This is a genomic window from Streptomyces sp. CB01201 (assembly GCF_002803085.1).
GTDB lineage: Bacteria > Actinomycetota > Actinomycetes > Streptomycetales > Streptomycetaceae > Streptomyces > Streptomyces hundungensis.
This window is the reverse complement of record NZ_NNBJ01000005.1, coordinates 1-18,476: the sequence shown is the minus strand read 5'-3', so window position 1 is coordinate 18,476 and position 18,476 is coordinate 1. Positions and strand designations below refer to the sequence as shown.

Genomic DNA, 18,476 nt, shown 5'->3' with positions numbered 1-18,476 from the left:
CGGTCAGCCGAGGGTCAGGCGCACCTCGTACCGGTCGGCCCGGTACGTCTCGCGGGTGTCGGCGCAGGGAACGCCGTCGGTGTCGAGCGAGAGACGGCTCGTGGTCAGGACGGGCGCCGCCGCCCGCGGCTCCAGGTCGAGCAGGCGCTTGTGCTCGGCGTCGGCGAGTGCGGCGCGGGCCGTGTAACGGGCGCCGGCGGGAATGTGGCCGGCGCCCGCCAGGATGCCGAAGAGCGAGGCGGTGGTGAAGTCCGCCTCCGTGACGGCCGGTGCGACGGCGAGCGGAACGAGGTCGTGGGTCACGCACACCGGCAGGCCGTCCAGGAAGCGCACCCTGCGCAGCTCGAAGACCTCGTCCTTGGTGGCGACCTGGAGCCGGTCGGCCTCCTGCGAGGTGGCCGGCCGGGTGCGGGCAGCCAGCACCCTGGCGGTGACCGTGCGGCCGAGGTCGCGGTTCACCTCTCCGAAATCCGCCAGGGTCGCGCCGTCCACGGCGCGACTGAAGCCGACCCGCCGCACCCGCCAGCCGCGCCGCTCGGAGGACTCGACCAGGCCGTCCTCCTCCAGCGCCTTCAGGGTGCGGCGCAGGGTGGAGCGGCTGATGCCGAGCTGCTCGCACAGATGCCGCTCGGAGGGCAGCCGCTGGTCCGGCCCCAGGATGCCGGCCGCGATGGCGTGCGCCAGGGCCTGCTGGGCCAGGACGTACGGAGGCTGCGCGCCGTTGGGCGACACCGGGGCGAAGGCGGGCTCCACGGACACGAGACTGGCTCCCAGAGGGTCGAGGCGGACTTCGCCCCGGAGGACCGGGACGGCACGGAACAGCCCAGAAGCGTCCATCCTAGAACCGGCCCGCTCCGGCACGGGCCGCCGTCGCCCGGCACGCCACGGGCTCCGCATCCGATCCATCGACGAGGCCTCCCCTTCCCGGGTCGCTCCGGCATGCGGGCGACCCGAACGGGAACGTCCTCGGCCACTCGGGCCGCCGACGACCGTGCGACCGACCCGGCTCGGGCGACCCGGCGTATGCCGTGTCGCCCGAGTTGACCTGGGCGGATGGAGATACGGGACGGGAGTATCTAGGGTCGGCACGTGGCTCTCATCATGGTGTGCGAAGACGACGCGGCTGTACGCAGCGTCCTCAAGCGCGCCCTGGAGCACGACGGCCACACCGTTTCCGTCGCCGCCACCGCCGAGAGCCTGCTGCGGCAGCTCGAACGGGCTCCGCGCCTGATCGTCCTGGACCTCGGGCTTCCGGACGCCGACGGGCGCGACGTCTGCGTCGCCCTTCGGGCCCGCGGAGTCGACGTGCCGGTGCTGATGCTCACCGCCCTGGACGGAATGCACCACAAGGTGGGCGGCTTCGAGGCGGGCGCCGACGACTACCTGACCAAGCCCTTCGACGTCCCGGAGCTGCTGGTCCGCGTCCGTGCGCTGCTGCGCCGGGCCACCGTGCCGCCCGCGGTGCGGGAGGTCGTGCTCGATCCGGCCAAGCACGTGGTGACCTACGGCTCGGTGAGCGAGAGCCTGACTCCGACGGAGTTCCGGCTGCTGGGCCGGCTGATCGCCTCGCAGGGGGACGCGGTCCGCCGCCACGCCCTCATCGCCGCGGGCTGGCCGCACGGAGCGCAGGTCAGCGACAACACCCTGGACTCCTTCGTGCGACGGCTGCGGACCAAGCTCGGTCCGCTGGGTGTGGCCGGGCATCTGGCGACCGTACGCGGCGTGGGCTACCGATGGCAGTGACGGGGTTCCGCAGAAGGGTCGTCGCGCTCACCGTCGTGATCGCCACCGCCGTGGTCGCGACGCTGGTCGTGGTCTCGCACGTACTGCTGAGCCGAGTGACGGACGCCGACGCGCACAGCCTCGCGCGCACCCGCGCCGACGCGGTGGCGGGGAACGTCACCACGGCGGGGGGCCGTGTCGTAGTGACGGAGAACAGCAGCGAGGCACTGGACGAGGTCGCCTGGGTGTACGCCGACGGCCGCCTGATCGACGGGAACGTGCCGGCGAGTGTGGTCGGGTGCGTCGAAGCCCTGGCGGATTCGGGGCGATCGCAGACCGCCACCGTCGGCAGCTACCTCCTGTACGCGCAGAGGATCCCGGTCGACGGCCACCGGGTCATGGTGGTCGTCCGGGTGGACCTCACGCCCTACGAGACGTCCGAGCAGCACAGCCTGACCTTGTCCCTGATCCTGGGCGGCCTCGCCATCCTCCTCGCCGGCGGTGTCGCGCACCTCGTGGTGCGCCGCGCGCTGCGGGTCGTGCACGAGATGGCGGCCCTCGCCGACGACTGGGGCCATCACCAGCCCGGGCGCCGCTTCGACCTCGGAGTGCCGCGGGACGAGTTCGGGGAACTGGGACGGACCCTGGACCACCTGCTGGAGCGCGTCGACCGCGCGCTGGCGGACGAGCGCCGGCTCACCGACGAGATCGCCCACGAGCTGCGGACCCCGCTCACGGTCCTGCGGGGCGAGGCGCAGCTGGCGCAGCTGTGCGGCGAGTCCGTGGCGCCGGATGCGGTGCTGGGCGAGGTCGACCGCCTCGACGCGGCGATCACGACGATCCTGAGCGCCGCGCGCACCCGGGTCGCCGCTGGTAGCCGGTGCGATCTGCGATCCGCCGCGCGGCAGGCGATCGCCGGGCGCGCGGTCGAGGTGGCCCTTCCCGAGAAGGTCGAGGTCGCCGTGGCGGCCGACGTCGCCGTGTCGCTGCTGTCCCCCCTGCTGGAGAACGGCCTGCGGCATGCGCGGTCGCGCGTATGGATCACCGCACGGGTCCAGGACGGGGCGATCGTGGTCGATGTCCTGGACGACGGCCCCGGCTTCGACCCCGCGGAGGTCGACCGGGTCTTCGAAGCGGGTGTGAGCGGCGGCGACGGGTACGGCCTGGGGCTTCCGGTGGTCCGGCGCATCGCCGCCTCCGCCGGCGTGGAGGTCCGCGCGATCGCGGACGGCCGCGGTCACATCGAACTCACGCTCCCCGCCGGCCGGCCGGCCGCCTAGTCAGGTTGTGTGCAGGTTCCCCGCGCGAACCTCACCGCATGACAACGACAACCGAGGCACGCCCCCGCAGCGGGCGGCTCATGCTCAACAAGGTCCCCGAGGTCACCGTCTGGTTCTGGGTGATCAAGGTCCTGTGCACGACGGTCGGTGAGAGCTTCGCCGACTGGATCAACACCCAGCTGGGCGTCGGCCTGGTGAACACGTCCTGGATCTTCACCGCGGTGCTGGCGGTGCTCCTCACCGTCCAGCTGCGGCTGAAGCGGTACGTCCCCTTCCCGTACTGGCTGACCGTGGTCGTTGTCAGTGTCACGGGCACCTTGTACACCGACATCCTGACCGACCAACTGAACGTGCCGCTGTGGATCAGTTCAGCGGTCTTCTCGGTGCTGCTCGCGGTGGTCTTCGGTGCGTGGTGGCTGCGCGAGCGCACGCTGTCGATCCACTCGGTCACCACGCTGCCGCGCGAGTCGTTCTACTGGCTGACGGTCCTGGTCACCTTCGCGCTCGGCACCGCTACCGGCGACTGGACCCTGGAACTCACCGGCTGGAGCCCGGGCGTCTCGGTGCTGCTGCCGCTCGGTCTGATCGCGGCGATCACAGCGCTGTGGCGGTCCGGCGCGAACCCCGTGCTGTCCTTCTGGCTCGCCTACATCCTGACCCGCCCGCTGGGCGCCAACATCGGCGACTGGCTCGCCTCCCCCAAGGCCGCGCAGAACCCGGGCGACCCGACCGGTCTCGCCCTGGGCACCTTCACCACCAGCGTGATCTTCCTCGGCCTGATCCTGGCGACCGTCGTCTACCTCACGGTGACGCGCTCGGACGTGACCGAGGCCCATGAGACCGCCCGCGGCGCACAGGTCGCCGGCGACCCGCGCAGGGAGCGCGTCGCGCTGGCCGGATTCGGAGTGCTGGCCGTCGCCACCGCGGCCCTGCTGGCCTGGGCCCACGCCCAGCCCCACACCGGCCCGGCGCCGGAAACCGACACCACCTCCGCGGTCCGGTTGGCCCCGGGCCAGGCGGCGAAGAACTTCCCGCCCGCGAAGGTCGGCGCGCTGCGGACCCTCGCGTCGACCTCGCTCAAGGACGCACGCGCGGGAGACGCCGCCGGCGCCCACGCGGCCGCCCAGTCGCTGCGCGACCTGTGGGACGCCGACCAGGATGCGCTCCAGGCGATGGACACCACCGGCTGGACCTCCATCGATGCCCAGATGGACAAGGTGCTCAAGACCTTCGGCATCGATCACCAGAACGCCCCGATGCCGGCGGCACAGCAGGAGAGCGAACTCAACGCCCTTTTGACGGACCTGGGCTGACGGTTTATCAAATTCGCGCGACAGCAGCAGTGGTCGTGCTCACCTCCCCCGGCCCGGCCACCTCGCCTCGCCGGGCTTGCTGCCGGGGCGACCAAGGCGACGGCCGGCAGGTCCAACGACGCCTTGGAGGCCGCGTACCACGAGCCGGGTGCCCAAGATGGGGGAACTTGTCGAGGACGACCCCGGAGGCATGGCGCCGGTGTCGAGCTGGGCGAAGCCTCGGCCCGGGACCGCCAGGCGGGGCAGGCCTTGTTCCGGATAGACAGTGTTGATGTCCGTGATCTCCCGTTCGCCGGGGCTCCGAGGCCCGGCGACTCGGTGCCGGTGCCGGTGCCGCCATGGTGATCAGCACCACGAGGAGGCCGTCGATCGGCGGCGGCAAATCGCCCCTGTGGGCACGGTCATTGACGCAGGGGGCGGCGAAGCCGAAGGTCTCGTCGAAGGTGGCACCCTCGCACTGGGACTGCCGCGGCAGGTAGACCAGCGCCAGTTGGCGGAGAGGAACTCACCGGCCGGGGTGGTCACTTGGTGCGAGGCGAGCACCCCGGGGAGCGCCGCGAACCACACCCATGCGCCACGAGGGTGTCGGGCTTCTGCTCCTCCTGCTCGGCGTCGGCCGCGGGCGGAGCGTCGTGCATGACCTTGTGCAGCGAGAAGTGCCTGGTGCTGGCGAACAGAGGGTTGAGCCGCACGGCCGACACGCCCCACGGGCACGTATCGCCCCTCGCGCGAGGTCGGCCCGTCTTCGTCTTTTCTACCCTGCATTGCCAACGTGAAGGGATTCCGTGGGCCCCTATCAACGCCTTTTCTGGCCGGCCCTCTCTATTCGACTCTCTCTATTCGACTAGGGGCGGTCTCGAATAAGTGCGTCGACGCCATCGAGAACTCGGTCGAGGGCAAACGTGAATTCGGTGTCCTGGTCATCGGCGGCGTCGAACACGCCGGCCTGGATGACCCGGTTGATGGCGGGGAAGTGCTCCTTGTCGGCCAGCCGCTCGATCAGTCGGCGGTAGTCCATCATGATCTCGTCGCCCGAGGCGCCGGCCTTCGCGAAGGCCTCGTACGTACTGGCCAGCATCGCGTCGTTGCGCACGATCCCCGCCAGCAACAGAATCGTCGACATCTTCTCCGATTCGCGCAGCTTCGCGTCGACGAGGAACGAAAGACCCTGCTCGACCCAGGCGACCTGGTTGGGCGTGGACGGCGGGCCGCCGATGGGGACATGGACGACCCAGGCATGGCGACGCAGCACGGCGAGATACGACCAGCTCCAGTGTTCGAGGCCGGCCCGCCAGCCCTCGCACTCCTTCTCCGGTGCGACCGGAGGACCGAATGCCTGGTCGACCATGAGGGGAAGCAATTCGTCCTTCGCCGACACATACCGGTAGAGCGACATGGTCGAGGATTTCAGTTCACCGGCGATACGGCTCATCGAAACAGCGCCGAGACCCGCTTCCTCGGCGATCTTCATGGCCGTTCCGACGATCCGCTCAAGACTCAGGACTCGTTTAGGGCCCTTGGTGACCGGCTCTCGCAGCCCCCAGGCCACTTCAATACTCGCCGGCAGGCCCACTCCGGTCTCCTTGTCCATCATCCCTGCTTTCTCTTCTTCAGTTTCCCGATGTGCCAGTCATGCCGTCCTCAACTTATCCCGAGCGAGCGGCCGGAGGGACACGGCTGTCACAGTTGTCAACGACAACAGCACCGGTCGTCCGCGACGGGGGGCGCGGACGACCGGTGGTCTATGGGGGCGCACTTACCTACAGCGCGCCGGGCAGGGTATGTGTTACGCGACCCGCTTCCGGAAGAGCACGTTGGCGAGCACGGTGGACACCACGAGGATGCCGGCGCACCAAGCCACGGCCAGCCAGCCGCTGTTGCCGAGCGGCTCATTGTTCAGCAGGGCCCGCAGGGACTCGATGACCGGGGTGACCGGCTGGTGTTCGGCCACCCCGCGCAGCCAGGACGGAAGGGTGGAGACGGGCACGAAGGCGCTGCTGACGTACGGGACGAACATCATGATGAAGGAGAACCCGCCGGCGGCCTCGGCCGACTGGACCAGGAGTCCGAAGACGGAGGCGAGCCAGGAGACGGCCAGCATGAACATCAGCAGGACGCCCACCGCGCCGAGCCACCCCATGAGGTTGGCGTCGGAACGGAACCCGATGAGCAGGGCGACACCGAAGACGATCAGGGTCGAGACGACGTTGCGCGCGACGCTGGACACCACATGCCCGGCGATCACGGCCGTGCCGCCGACGTCCATCGACCGCAGCCGGTCGACGATGCCGCCGTTCATGTCCATGTTGACGTTCACGGCCGTGGCCGCCCCGCCCCAGCCGGCGCAGAGCAGGAGCACGCCGGGGACGACGTAGTTGACGTAGTCGCCGCCGGTGGTGTTCTTGATGGCGCCGCCGAAGAGGTAGACGAAGACCAGCATCAGCATGACCGGCATCATGACCGAGGTGATGATGGCGTCCAGGGCGCGCGAGCTGAGGCGGATGCACCGGCCGCTCATGGTGATCGCGTCCTGGACGGTGGCGAGCGACCTGCTGCGGGGCCGCACCGTGCCTGCGGAAAGGGCCAGTTCAGACACCGGCGGTCTCCTTGTCGGTCTCGTTGGAGTTCTCGTTCTGGCCGCTCTGCGCGGGGCGGCCCGTCAGGGCGAGGAAGACGTCGTCGAGCGTGGCCGTGTGCACGGAAAAGCTGCTGACCAGGCGGGCCTGCGGGTCGATCTCGTCGAGCAGCGAGCGCACCTGCGCCGCGCTGCCGTCGGTGGGCACGCCGATCGTCAGCCGGGCGCGGTCCTCGGTGGAGATCCGGCCGGGCAGCAGGCGCAGCCCCTCGTCGTAACCGGCGTCGTCGCCGAAGACGAGGTCGAGGCGCTGGCCGGCCACGCGGCGCTTGAGCTCGGCGGGGGCGCCCTCGGCGACCACCCGGCCGCCGTCGAGCACCGCGACCGAGTCGGCGAGCTGGTCGGCCTCCTCCAGGTACTGCGTGGTGAGGAAGATGGTGACGCCCTCGCCCAGCAGGCCCGTGATGACGTCCCACATCGAACGGCGGCTGCGCGGGTCGAGTCCGGTCGTGGGCTCGTCGAGGAAGATGACCGAGGGGCGGCCGACGAGGCCCGCGGCGAGGTCGAGACGGCGGCGCATGCCGCCGGAGTAGGTCGCCACCCGGCGGTTGCCGGCCTCCGCGAGGTCGAAGCGCTCCAGCAGCTCCTGGGCCCGGCGCTTGGCGTCGCGTCGTGAGACACCCGCCAGACTGGCCGTCATCCGGAGGTTCTCCTCGCCGGTCTGCAACTGGTCCACGGACGCGGACTGCCCGGTCAGACTGATGATCCGTCGCACATCGCGCTGCTGTCGGTCGACGTCGAACCCGCCCACCCGCGCCTGCCCGCCGTCGGCGCGCAGGAGCGTCGACAGGATCCGTACGGTCGTCGTCTTGCCCGCGCCGTTCGGACCGAGCAGCGAGAACACGCTGGCTGCCGGGACTTTCAGATCGATACCGGCCAGGACGTCGATTTTTCCGTACGACTTCCTGAGTCCAGCCGCCTCAACGGCCCAGTTACCGCTCATTTTCCGCCTCCGTGACGCGGGCCGCCCCGCTCTTCTGCGTGCGACGCACACTAAAAAGTGTGCGACGTACGCTATCTTGCGTACAACGTACACAGTAGCTTCTGGGGCCGTCAAGCAAGGCTCCGCCAGGGGCAGTTCGGCGGAGGGAAGGCAGTCCGGACATGGGTGGCCGACACCGATCTGCGCGACGCGGGTCTGGACTCGCTCGGCACCGTGGAACTGCTCGGCAGGCTGGAGGCGCGCTACGACATACGGTTCGTCGACGAGGCGCTCAGCCGGGAGACGTTCGGCACGGCCGGCACGCTGTGGGCGGCGGTGGCCCGGCTGGCGGCCGGCGTGGGCTCCGGGGACCTCGAAGGGGTGGCGTGACCGCCGACCGCGAAGGGGCGCCCTGACCGTCCCGACCTGCGCGGCAAGACAAGTGACGGTACGTCAATTCCGTTGCCCGCAGGCCTGGTTGCGGATCTCGTCCGCGGCCTCAAGGAGTCGGCGGCAGCGCCGTCCGAGGCGGGTGGGCCGACGGGCCCGGGGCCGCGCCGCGTGCCCCGGCACAGCCCGTCGGCATGTCGGCCCGTCAGGGAGTCGCCGTGGACACCACGTAGACGACCGGCCGGTCCGGGTCGGTCTCGTCGACCGTGATGTTCCGGGTCGGCAGCGGGTCCTTCTGGGTGTGGGTGGTGCCCGCCCAGTCATGGCCGGGGGCGAAGGGCCAGCCGACCCGCTTGGCGTCCGCCGCGGAGACCGTGACATCCCCGGGCTTGAGCGCGGCGGTGCTGGTGCCGCTCTCCTTCATGAACTCGGCCAGGCCCGCCGCGCTGGTGCGGAAGTTGACGAACAGCTTGCTGACGTTCCAGGTGTTCGACTCGAAGTAGTCGACACCGACGGCGTCCGCCGGGATCGGCACGTTGTAGATGCGCCGCTGGGTCTTGGAGGGCCAGTCGTGCCGGAGGCCGGTCGGCGAGGCGGTGGCCTCCTTGTCGCGGCCGCTGGTGCGGCTCTGCTCGGCGGAGATCGCCAGGTAGCCGGCGGGTACGCCGATGAGCAGCACGATGATCACCGCGGTGATCCAGCGCCGCCGGACCATGTGCTGGTGGCTCTCGGGCGGCCGCTCGTCCGGCGGCGGGGACTGGCGCGGCACCGCGGGGCGGTCGGACGGTGTCATCAGTCGGATCCCTGGGTGGTGCGGGTGGTGCCCGTCCTGCGGACGGCTTCTGCCGCCTTGGCGTAGCGCTCGTAGCGCTCGACCCGGCGGCGGTTGGCCCGGCGGAAGCGGCGGGCCACCAGACGGGCGAGGTCTGCGGCGCCGACCATACCCGCCTCGGGGCCGAGCTGGGCCTTGGCGATCCTGGCCTCGGGCCGGTAGCCGCGGCCGGTGAGGTGGCGCCGGAAGGCGTCCCGCGCGGGCCCGATCAACAGGTCGTCGGCGGCGCTGACACCGCCGCCGATCACGAAGCAGGAGGGGTCGAGGGCGGCGGCCAGGTTGGCGATGCCGACGCCGAGCCACTGCCCGATGTCCTGGAGCAGCTCGACGCACATGGCGTCGCCCTCGCGGGCCAGCTCGGTGATGAGCGGCCCGGTGATCTCGGGGATGTTCCCGCCGACCCGCTCGATGATGTTGTACGCGACCGGGGAGTCGGCGGTCGCCAGTTCGCGGGCCTCGCGCACCAGGGCGTTCCCCGAGCTGTACTGCTCCCAGCAGCCGCGGTTGCCGCAGGCGCAGCGGTGTCCGCCGGGCACGACCTGCATATGGCCGAACTCGCCGGCGACCCCGTACTTGCCCCGCTTGACCTGCCCGTCCTCCAGGATCGCGCCGCCGATGCCGGTGCCGAGCGTGATCATGACGAGGTGGTCCTCGCCGCGTCCGGCGCCGAAGCGCCACTCGGCCCAGGCGGCCGTGTTGGCGTCGTTGTCGACCATGACCGGGACCGCGAGGCGGGCCTGGAGGGCGTCGCGCAGCGGCTCGTTGCGCCAGGCGAGGTGCGGGGCGAACAGGATGGTGGAGCGGTCGGCGTCGACCCAGCCGGCCGCGCCGATGCCCACGGCGTGCACATCGTGCCGGTCGGAGAGGTCGAGCACCAGCTCGGTGATGGTGTCCTCGACGACCTTGGGGCTCTTGGACTTGTCCGGGGTCTCCGTGCGGAGCTTCTCCAGGATGTTCCCGTCCGCGTCGACGACCCCGGCCATCACCTTCGTACCGCCGATGTCGATGCCGACGGTCGGGACCCGGGGCGCCGTCAGGTGCGAGCGGCGTTCCCGGGTGCCTACGGTGCGCAGCACGGTGGCCCGGGCGGAACCCCGGTGGGCTAGGGCGAAGTCGCGGTACGTGGTCATCGGGGCCGATTCTGCCACTCCTGGGGGACCCGGACCCTGCGCGAGGGGCCGCCCCGGTGGGCCGGGGCGGCCTGCTCACTCCTTCTCGGCGGGGCCGCCCAGGTGGCCGGGGGCGGGTGCGCGCCGGAGCTCGTGGCTGAGCTCTTCGAGCTCGCTGCCGCCCGCCATCTGGCGGGTCAGCTCGTCCAGGGTGATCTCCGAGCGCAGGTGGCTGCCGGTCATCGTGCCGCGCTTGAGGAGCACGAAACGGTCGCCGACGAGGTACGCGTGGTGCGGGTTGTGCGTGATGAGAACCACGCCGAGTCCGGCGTCCCGGGCGGCCGCCACGTACTTCAGGACGACGCCGGACTGCTTCACGCCGAGGGCCGCGGTGGGTTCGTCGAGGACCAGGACCTTGGCACCGAAGTAGACCGCGCGGGCGATCGCGACGCACTGGCGCTCGCCGCCGGACAGGGTGCCGATCGGCTGGTCCACGTCCCGCAGGTCGATGCCCATGCGCAGCAGCTCGGCGCGGGTGGTGGCACGCATCCTCTCGACGTCGAGCCGCCTGAAGGGGCCCTTGCCCTTCGTGGGCTCGGAGCCGAGGAAGAAGTTGCGCCAGACCGGCATCAGCGGGACCACGGCCAGGTCCTGGTAGACGGTGGCGATGCCGCGGTCCAGGGCCTCGCGGGGGTTGCTCAGCGAGACGTCCTCGCCCTCGATGCGGAAGGTTCCGGCGTCGTGCCGGTGGAGCCCCGCGATGATCTTGATGAGGGTCGACTTGCCCGCGCCGTTGTCCCCCAGTACGCAGGTGATCTCCCCGGCGTGGACCTCCAGGGAGACCCCTTCGAGGGCACGGATGTTGCCGTAGTACTTGCTGACGTCGTCGAGCTCGACGAGCGCGGTGCGCCCGTCCGTCGTGGCCGGCGTCGTCTGCGGGTTCGTCGTCATGCTGTCGCCTCCGCCCGCTTGCGCACCCATGCGTTGAGCAGGGTGGCGAGCAGGAGCATCGCTCCGAGGAAGAACTTGAACCAGTCGGGGTTCCACTCCGCGTACACGATGCCCTTGCTGGTCATGCCGAAGATGAACGCGCCGACCGCGGAGCCGATCGCCGAGCCGTAGCCGCCGGTGATCAGACAGCCGCCGATGACGGCCGCGATGATGTAGATCAGCTCGTTGCCGACGCCCTCGCCGGACTGCACCACGTCGAACGAGAACAGCAGGTGCTGGCCCGAGACCCAGGCGGCGAAGGCGACGCCCATGTAGAGGCCGATCTTCGTCTTGAAGACCGGTACGCCCACCGCACGGGCCGCGTCCGCCTCGCCGCCCACCGCGAAGATCCAGTTGCCGAAGCGGGTCCGCAGCAGGATCCAGGTGGCGATCGCGACCAGGGCGAACCACCACAGGATGGTGACCTTCAGACTGACCGAGCCGATGGTGAGCTGGGAGGCGAAGAGCTTCTTCGCCGACTCGAAGCCCTCCATGTCGGCGATGGACTTCGTCGAGACCGTGCCGCTGATCAGCTTGGTGAAGCCGAGGTTGAGGCCGGTCAGCATCAGGAACGTGCCGAGCGTGATGATGAAGCTGGGCAGCTTGGTGCGGGTCAGCATGAAGCCGTTGAACGCGCCGATGGCGACGGTGACGAGCAGCGAGACCAGCACGCCCACCCAGACGTTCGCCGTCATCTGGTAGCTGAACATCGACGAGACGAGCGCCGACGTCGTCACGAGGACGCCGGCCGACAGGTCGAACTCGCCGCCGATCATGAGCAGCGCCACCGGCACCGCCATGATGCCGATCGTCGAGGCCGCGTACAGGACGGTCGAGAGGCTGGAGGGCTGGAGGAAGCTGTCGGCGACGACCGAGAAGAAGAGGAAGACGGCCGCGGCCCCGACCACCGAGCCGAGTTCGGGACGGCCGAGGATCTTGCGCCAGACCGAGCGGCGCAGCAGGCGCTCGTCCCCGGCGATGTCGGTCGCGGTCATCGGGTCCCCCGCTTCGTGTACGCCTCCAGCGCGGCGGCCTGGTCCTTGGTGATGATCTGCGGTCCGGTCAGCACCGGGCGCCCGCCGCCGAGCACATCGGCGTTGTACTTGTAGAGCCAGAGCAGGTCCACCGCCTCGTACCCCTGGAGGTAGGGCTGCTGGTCGACGGCGAAGCCGAGGGTGCCGGCCTTGAGTGACGCGGCGACCTTCTCGTTGAGGTCGAAGGTGTCGATCTCGGCGGAGCTGCCGGCCGACTGCTTGGCCTTGACGGCGGTGTCCGCGAAGGGCGCGCCCAGGGTCACGACCGCGTCGATGGACGGGTCCGCCTGGAGCTTGGCCTCGATGGAGGACTGCACGTCGGGCATGCTGGTGCCGGTGACGTAGAGGTTCTGCACCTCGCCCTTGAACGCCTGCTTGGTGCCGGCGCAGCGCTGTTCGTGGCCGACGTTGCCCTGCTCGTGCAGGACGCAGAGCGCCTTCTTCCGGCCGCGCTTGGTGAGCTCCTCGCCGACGGCCTCGCCCGCGATGGTCTCGTCCTGGCCGATGTGGGTGAGCGCCCCGAACTCCTTGGACTTCTCCGAGCCCGAGTTCACCGTGATCACCGGGATGCCGGCCTTCTCGGCCTTGGCCACGACGTCCTTGAGGGCGTCCGGCTTTGCGAGCGTGACGATCAGGCCGTCCACCTTCTGGTCGATGGCCGCCTGCACGAACTGGGCCTGCTGCTGCCCCTGGTCGCTGTGCGAGTAGAGGAAGTCGATGTTGTCCTTGACGGCCGCCTGCTTGGCGCCGCTCTGCACGATGTCCCAGAACGTGTCGCCGTCGCCCGAGTGGGTGACCATCGCGAACTTCCAGTGGGGCGTGTTCACCGCGGCCCTGCCCTGGGCCTGCGCGGACTTGCGCGCGTCCTCGGCGCGCTTGCCGCCGGTGCTGCTGCACCCCGCCAAGGAGACTCCGAGCACCGCTGCCAGCACCGCGCCCATGACGCGTACCCCTGTCCGAACCCTTGCCACGACGCCGTGCCCTTCTTGCTGTACCACCGGGTGCCGCCGGGGCTGGTTCAGGCCTGCCCCGGCCGCCCAAGTATGGGTCACGCCGGGTCGGCGGGCGATCATCGGGTACCGCGGGCGGTGTACTTCTCCAGCGTCGGCACGTCCTTGCCGGTGACGATCGCGGGTCCGGTGAGGACCGGCCGGCCGCCGCCGATGACGTCACCGTTGGTCTTGTTCAGCCACAACTCGTCGACGGCGAGGTAGCCCTGGAGGTAGGGCTGCTGGTCGACGGCGAAGCCGATCTGCTGGGCCTTGAACTGCTTGATCACGGCCGCGTTCAGGTCGAAGGTGTCGATCTCGGCCGAGCTGCCCGCGTCACCCTTGGCCTGGACCGCGGCCGCCGCCATCGGCGCGCCGAGCGTGACGACCGCGTCGATGTCCTTGGCCGACTGGAGCTTCGCCTCGATGGAGGAGGTGGAGGCGGGCGTGTTGGTGCCGTCCACGTTCAGGTTCTCGACGCTGCCCCGGAACGTCTTCTTCACACCCGCACAGCGTTGCTCCAGGGAGACGTTGCCCTGCTCGTGGAGCACGCAGAGGGCCTTCTTCCTTCCGCGTCTGCTGAGCTCGTCGCCGACCGCCTCTCCGGCCACCTCCTCGTCCTGGCCGATATGGCCGAGGGCGCCGACGGCCCGGGAGTAGTCGGCCCCGGAGTTGATGGTGACGACGGGTATCCCGGCGGCGACGGCCTTCTTGACGACGTCCTTGACGGCCTCGGGCTTGGCGAGCGTGACGATCAGGCCGTCCACCTTCTGATCGATGGCGGCCTGCACCAGCTGCGCCTGCTGCTGGCCTTCCTTGTTCGCCGAGTACAGGAAGTCGACGTTGTCCTTGGCGGCGGCCTGTTTCGCGCCGCTCTGCACGATGTCCCAGAACGTGTCGCCCTCGCCGGAGTGGGTCACCATCGCGATCTTGAGACGGGGGGTGCCGACCGCCTTGCCCGCGCTCGCCGGCGCGGAGCCCCTGTCCTCGGAGCCCTTGCCCCCCGAACTGCTACAGCCACCGACCGTGAGCGCCAGTGCGGCGGCGGCCATGACCGCCGTGGTTGCCGTGGTTGCCGTGCGGGATGTGCGCATGGGTTCCGCCTTCTGTCCCGGCCGCCCGGTTGCGGCACGTGAGTTCTAGCGGCGGGCCCGTGGCACCGTCAATGGTTTGTCCGAACATTCTGACTCGGTACGCGGTCCGGGTGGCGGAAACCTCAGGGCCGTACCCAGGGCCGTACTCAGGGCCGTACGAGCAGCTGGAACTCGAAGGAGTAGCGCGAGGCCCGGTAGAGGTGCGAGCCGAACTCCACGGCCCGGCCGGTGTCGTCGAAGGTGGTGCGCTGCATGGTGAGCAGCGGGGCGCCCACCGCCTCGGTGAGCAGGTCGGCCTCCCGCGCGGTGGCCGCCCGCGCGCCCACCGTCTGACGCGCGCTGTGCAGGGTGATGCCCGCGCCCCGCATCAGCCGGTAGAGCCCGGTGCCCTCCAGATACTCGGTGTCCAGCGGCAGCAGCCCGGCCGGCAGGTGGTTGCGCAGCCGGGCCATGGGCTCGCCGTGCGCGTACCGCAGCCGCTCCACCAGGTGGACGTCGCTGCCCTCGGGCACCCCGAGCGCGGCCGCGACCTCGGCGGTGGCCGGCTCGAAGGTGTTGCGCAGGACGGTGGTGGCGGGCTTCTGCCCGGCCGCCTCCAGGTCGTCGAAGAGGCTGCTCAGCTCCAGCGGACGTTTGACCTGGCTGTGCACGACCTGGGTCCCGACGCCCCGGCGGCGCACCAGGAGGCCCTTGTCGACCAGGGCCTGGATGGCCTGGCGGACGGTGGGCCGGGAGAGCCCGAGCCGATGGGCGAGGTCGATCTCGTTGCCGAGGAGGCTGCCGGGTGTGAGGGTGCCCTTCTCGATGGCCGCCTCCAGCTGCTGCGAGAGCTGGAAGTAGAGCGGGACCGGGCTGGTGCGGTCCACGCTGAGCTGGAGCGGCTTCGGGAAGTCCATCGGCGGTCTGGGCTGCTTGGGCACGGGGCGAGCGTAGTGCCCGGGGATGTTGACGGGAAGTCGTGAAGTTCGATTGTCAGGACAAAGTCTTGACAGGACCAGCTGGCACGGCCACGGTGTGGCCATGCGCATCGCACTGATCGGGACGGGACGGATCGGCGCCTTCCATGCCGGAGTCCTGGCCCGCCACCCCGAGGTCGGGCAGCTGGTGGTCGTGGACGCCGACGCGGCGCGGGCCGCCGAGGTCGCGGCGCTCACCGGCGCGACGGCCGCCGCCACCGTGCCGGAGGCACTCGCCGCAGCCGACGCGGTGGTGATCGCCTCGGCGACCGCCGCGCACGCCGGGCTCATCGCGGACGCCGCCCGCGCCGGGCTCCCCGCGTTCTGCGAGAAACCGGTCGCCCTGGACGTGCCGGGCACCCTGACCGCGCTCGGCGCGGTCGAGGCGGCGGGCACCGAGCTCCAGCTCGGCTTCATGCGCCGCTTCGACGCGGGCTACCGGCGCGCCCGGGAGCTCGTGCGCTCGGGACGGCTCGGCCGGCTGCACACCGTACGGGCCGTCACCTCCGACCCGGCGCCGCCGCCCGCCGCCTATCTCCCGCTGTCCGGTGGGCTCTACCGCGACTGCCTGGTCCACGACTTCGACATCGTGCGCTGGGTGACCGGCCGCGAGGTCGTCGAGGTGTACGCGATGGGCTCGGACGCCGGGCCGGCGATGTTCCGCGCGGCGGACGACATCGACACGGCGGCCGTCGTCCTCACCCTGGACGACGGCACGCTCGCGACCGCGACGGCGACCCGCTGCAACGGCGCGGGCTACGACGTACGGCTCGAACTGGCCGGAGAGCGCGACCAGTTCGCGGTCGGTCTGGACGACCGCACCCCGCTGACCTCGGCCGAACCGTACGGCCCGGCCCGGCCCGAGAAGCCGTGGACCGGCTTCCTGGAGCGGTTCGCCCCCGCGTACGAGGCCGAACTGGACGCCTTCGTCCGGGTCGTACGGGGCGAGGCGGCGAACCCCTGCGACGGGCGGGACGCCCTGCACGCGCTGCGCATCGCGGAGGCGTGCGAGGTGTCACGCCGTGAGCGGCGGGTCGTACCGGTGGCCGAGATCCCGGGCGCGGAGGCCGCCGACGGCTGAACTACCAGCGCACCGGCAGCCGTTGGGGGCCTCGGATCATCATGCCGGTGCGCCACGGGAGTGCGGCCGGGTCGATGTCGAGAGCGAGGTCCGGGCACCGGTCGAGGAGGGTACGGACCGCGATCCGGGCCTCAAGGCGGGCCAGCGGGGCGCCCAGGCAGTAGTGGATGCCGTGCCCGAAGGCGACATGGCCCCGCGCGTCGCGCCGGATGTCGAAGCGGTCCGGCTCCGGGTAGCGGGCCGGGTCGCGGTCGGCGTCGGCGAGCGCCACGAGCACCAGCTCACCGCCGCCGGGGACGAGGGTGCCGGCGATGTCGACGGGCTCCCGAGTGAACCGGTACGTCGGTGTCTCGACCGGGCCGTCGTAGCGCAGCATCTCCTCGACCGCGTTGTCGATGAGGCCGTCGAAGTCGGCCCGCAGCGCGGCCAGTTGGTCCGGATGACGCAGCAGCGCGAGCATGCCGTTGGAGATGAGGTTGACGGTCGTCTCATGACCCGCGACGAGCAACACCCAGGCCATGCCGAGGAGTTCGTTCTGCGACAGACGGTCGCCGCCCTCCTGGTCGGCCGTGTGGATCAGTGCGCTGATCAGGTCGTCGCCGGGCTGGGCGCGCTTGTCCTCCAGGAGTCGCTTCAGATAGCCGTTGGTCGACCGGGAGGCGGCGAGCCGGTCTTCGAGCAGAGGCGCCGAGAGGGAGATGTTGGACCAGTGCCGGAAGGCGTCCTGGTCGAGGGCGGGCACACCGATGAGTTCGCAGATGACGGTGATCGGCAGCGGGAAGGAGAGCGCCTCGACGAGGTCGGCCCGGCGGTCCGGGGCGGCGAGCATCGCGTCCACGAACCCGTCGGTCATCTCCTGTACGCGCGGGGCGAGTTCATCCACCCGGCGAGGGGTGAACGCGCGGGTCACCAGCTTGCGCAGCCGGGTGTGGTCCGGGGCGTCGGAGCTGAGCATGGTGATGCCGGCCGAGACCGGTTTCACGCCGAGCCCGGGCGCGGCATTGCGCCACTCCTTGGAGAGCCGGCCGTCGGCGAGCGCGGCCCGGCCGGCCTCGTACCCGACCACGAGCCAGGCCTCCGCCCCCTCGGGCATCCGGATCCGGTGCACCGGCCCCTGGGTCCGCAGTTCCGCGTAGACCCGGTAGGGGTCACGGGTGAACTCCTCGCCGAGCGCCGGCGAGATCGACTATGACATCGCTGGTCAACGCGTGTCCCTTCACGAGGGTCGGGCGACTGCGGCGGCCCCTGCGGGGCCCCGACTCTCCAGTAGCTTAGGGCCCGTGGGGGCGAGGGAGGCAAGGTGCTGAGGCGTTGGTGGTTCATGGAGCGGCTGCGTCCTGCCGTGCCCGAGCGGCGGGCCGGGGAGCTGTCGAAGGAACAGCAGCAGCTGGTCCTCGACGAGTGGGCGGCGGCGCGTGAGCGGCTCGACCGGCTGGTGTCCGCGCGGGTGACGGCCGTCGGCGATGTGCTGCGTGCCACCGAACTCCCCTCCAGTACAGGACCGTTGACGCCCGGCGTCGCCGATCCGCGCGCCCAGGGCGACTGCGCCTGGGCCTTCGACGCCTTCCAGGCGGCGGGCAAACTGCTCGACGAGGCGGCCGATCTGCCCGACCTCGCGGCCGCGGCGGTGCTCGCCGACCGCGCGCTCGAACGGTTCGCGGCCGTCCATGCCCGAGCGGCCGGGCAACCCGTGCCGAAGCCTGCCGAGCGCTGCTTCTACAACCCGCTGCACACGGCGGCCGGCCGGACCCGCGAACCCGTCCGTCAGCAGCACCGCCGGCGCGCCAGGCGGCGCACCGGGCCGCGCGAGGCGGCGGCCGACCGGCGCCCTGCCTGCCCCTCGTGCCGCAGGGCGATCCTGGCCGGGCAGGCACCGGATGTGCTGCCCGCGCTGGTCCCGGTGAGGCTGTCGCGGCTGCGCACGGCGCGCGTGCTGGTGCCGTACTACTCGGTGCCCCAGCAGTGGTCGCTGTGGTCGGTCTGCGCCTGCGGGGCGTACGGCGACGAGTGGCCCTCGCTCGTGCTGCGCGGCGAGCACCGCAAGCGGGCGGCGGCCGCGCGCCGGGCCTAGGCCATTTCGTTTGGATCAGGCGGTCGTTGGTTTGGGTGTGCCGTTGACTGATGCGCAG

General features: G+C 71.0%; 19 protein-coding genes. 6 read left to right on the top strand and 13 right to left on the bottom strand.

The window, feature by feature from the left end; all coding sequences use genetic code 11:
• Nucleotides 1–3: 3 nt before the first annotated feature.
• Nucleotides 4–759 (bottom strand): GntR family transcriptional regulator, encoded by a 756-nt coding sequence (locus CG740_RS12275; protein WP_159030282.1) that lies wholly within the window; start codon nt 757–759, stop codon nt 4–6.
• Nucleotides 760–1,089: 330 nt separating this feature from the next.
• On the opposite strand from CG740_RS12275, the gene CG740_RS12270 reads away from it, so the two are divergent.
• The 3 genes from CG740_RS12270 to CG740_RS12260 are packed head-to-tail and all read left to right on the top strand — an operon-like array spanning nt 1,090 to nt 4,315.
• Nucleotides 1,090–1,743: a response regulator transcription factor gene (locus CG740_RS12270; protein ID WP_100575114.1), complete on the top strand. Its 654-nt coding sequence runs from the start codon at nt 1,090–1,092 to the stop codon at nt 1,741–1,743.
• Nucleotides 1,734–3,002 carry a sensor histidine kinase gene (locus CG740_RS12265; protein WP_100575113.1) on the top strand — a complete coding sequence of 423 codons (1,269 nt, stop codon included), beginning with the start codon at nt 1,734–1,736 and terminating at the stop codon, nt 3,000–3,002. The genes CG740_RS12270 and CG740_RS12265 overlap by 10 nt, the downstream gene beginning before the upstream one ends.
• A 38-nt stretch (nt 3,003–3,040) precedes the next feature.
• Nucleotides 3,041–4,315, top strand: coding sequence for a COG4705 family protein (locus tag CG740_RS12260; RefSeq protein WP_100575112.1), 1,275 nt, complete (start codon nt 3,041–3,043; stop codon nt 4,313–4,315).
• Nucleotides 4,316–4,836: 521 nt separating this feature from the next.
• Here CG740_RS12260 and CG740_RS12255 read toward each other — a convergent pair.
• The 4 genes from CG740_RS12255 to CG740_RS12240 form a co-directional block, all read right to left on the bottom strand.
• Nucleotides 4,837–5,007 carry a hypothetical protein gene (locus CG740_RS12255; RefSeq protein ID WP_159030281.1) on the bottom strand — a complete coding sequence of 57 codons (171 nt, stop codon included), beginning with the start codon at nt 5,005–5,007 and terminating at the stop codon, nt 4,837–4,839.
• A gap of 152 nt (nt 5,008–5,159) precedes the next feature.
• The gene (locus tag CG740_RS12250) at nt 5,160–5,909 is read right to left on the bottom strand and encodes a TetR/AcrR family transcriptional regulator (RefSeq protein ID WP_100575110.1); all 750 of its coding nucleotides are present in this window, start codon (nt 5,907–5,909) and stop codon (nt 5,160–5,162) included.
• A 192-nt stretch (nt 5,910–6,101) separates the two neighbouring features.
• Complete coding sequence (locus CG740_RS12245) at nt 6,102–6,833, bottom strand: ABC transporter permease (RefSeq protein WP_100575415.1); 732 nt, start codon at nt 6,831–6,833, stop codon at nt 6,102–6,104.
• Nucleotides 6,834–6,903: 70 nt separating this feature from the next.
• Nucleotides 6,904–7,893: an ATP-binding cassette domain-containing protein gene (locus tag CG740_RS12240; RefSeq protein ID WP_100575109.1), complete on the bottom strand. Its 990-nt coding sequence runs from the start codon at nt 7,891–7,893 to the stop codon at nt 6,904–6,906.
• A gap of 165 nt (nt 7,894–8,058) precedes the next feature.
• On the opposite strand from CG740_RS12240, the gene CG740_RS12235 reads away from it, so the two are divergent.
• Nucleotides 8,059–8,262: a phosphopantetheine-binding protein gene (locus tag CG740_RS12235; RefSeq protein ID WP_100575108.1), complete on the top strand. Its 204-nt coding sequence runs from the start codon at nt 8,059–8,061 to the stop codon at nt 8,260–8,262.
• A 205-nt stretch (nt 8,263–8,467) separates the two neighbouring features.
• On the opposite strand, the gene CG740_RS12230 is transcribed toward CG740_RS12235, so the two are convergent.
• The 7 genes from CG740_RS12230 to CG740_RS12200 form a co-directional block, all read right to left on the bottom strand.
• Complete coding sequence (locus CG740_RS12230; RefSeq protein ID WP_100575107.1) at nt 8,468–9,055, bottom strand: hypothetical protein; 588 nt, start codon at nt 9,053–9,055, stop codon at nt 8,468–8,470.
• Nucleotides 9,055–10,224, bottom strand: a complete 1,170-nt coding sequence (locus CG740_RS12225; RefSeq protein ID WP_053725755.1) for an ROK family glucokinase — start codon at nt 10,222–10,224, stop codon at nt 9,055–9,057. The genes CG740_RS12230 and CG740_RS12225 overlap by 1 nt, the downstream gene beginning before the upstream one ends.
• A 75-nt stretch (nt 10,225–10,299) precedes the next feature.
• Nucleotides 10,300–11,154: an ATP-binding cassette domain-containing protein gene (locus tag CG740_RS12220; RefSeq protein WP_100575106.1), complete on the bottom strand. Its 855-nt coding sequence runs from the start codon at nt 11,152–11,154 to the stop codon at nt 10,300–10,302.
• Nucleotides 11,151–12,188, bottom strand: a complete 1,038-nt coding sequence (locus tag CG740_RS12215) for an ABC transporter permease (protein WP_100575105.1) — start codon at nt 12,186–12,188, stop codon at nt 11,151–11,153. The genes CG740_RS12220 and CG740_RS12215 overlap by 4 nt, the downstream gene beginning before the upstream one ends.
• Nucleotides 12,185–13,198, bottom strand: a complete 1,014-nt coding sequence (locus CG740_RS12210) for a sugar ABC transporter substrate-binding protein (protein ID WP_100575104.1) — start codon at nt 13,196–13,198, stop codon at nt 12,185–12,187. Before CG740_RS12210 ends, CG740_RS12215 begins: the two co-directional genes overlap by 4 nt.
• A gap of 98 nt (nt 13,199–13,296) precedes the next feature.
• Nucleotides 13,297–14,310, bottom strand: a complete 1,014-nt coding sequence (locus CG740_RS12205; RefSeq protein ID WP_100575103.1) for a substrate-binding domain-containing protein — start codon at nt 14,308–14,310, stop codon at nt 13,297–13,299.
• 146 nt (nt 14,311–14,456) lie between these two features.
• On the bottom strand, nt 14,457–15,206 hold the full coding sequence (locus CG740_RS12200) for a GntR family transcriptional regulator (protein ID WP_199846437.1): 750 nt from the start codon (nt 15,204–15,206) through the stop codon (nt 14,457–14,459).
• Between the two features lie 124 nt (nt 15,207–15,330).
• Between CG740_RS12200 and CG740_RS12195 the strand changes: the two genes are divergently transcribed.
• Nucleotides 15,331–16,347: a Gfo/Idh/MocA family protein gene (locus CG740_RS12195; protein WP_100575102.1), complete on the top strand. Its 1,017-nt coding sequence runs from the start codon at nt 15,331–15,333 to the stop codon at nt 16,345–16,347.
• Between the two features lies 1 nt (nt 16,348).
• Here the strand turns inward: CG740_RS12195 and CG740_RS12190 are convergent, their stop codons facing one another.
• Nucleotides 16,349–17,440: a cytochrome P450 family protein gene (locus CG740_RS12190; RefSeq protein WP_199846416.1), complete on the bottom strand. Its 1,092-nt coding sequence runs from the start codon at nt 17,438–17,440 to the stop codon at nt 16,349–16,351.
• A gap of 207 nt (nt 17,441–17,647) precedes the next feature.
• Between CG740_RS12190 and CG740_RS12185 the strand changes: the two genes are divergently transcribed.
• A complete protein-coding gene (locus tag CG740_RS12185; protein WP_159030280.1) occupies nt 17,648–18,418 on the top strand; it encodes a hypothetical protein in 771 nt (256 codons plus the stop codon).
• The last annotated feature ends 58 nt before the right edge of the window (nt 18,419–18,476 follow it).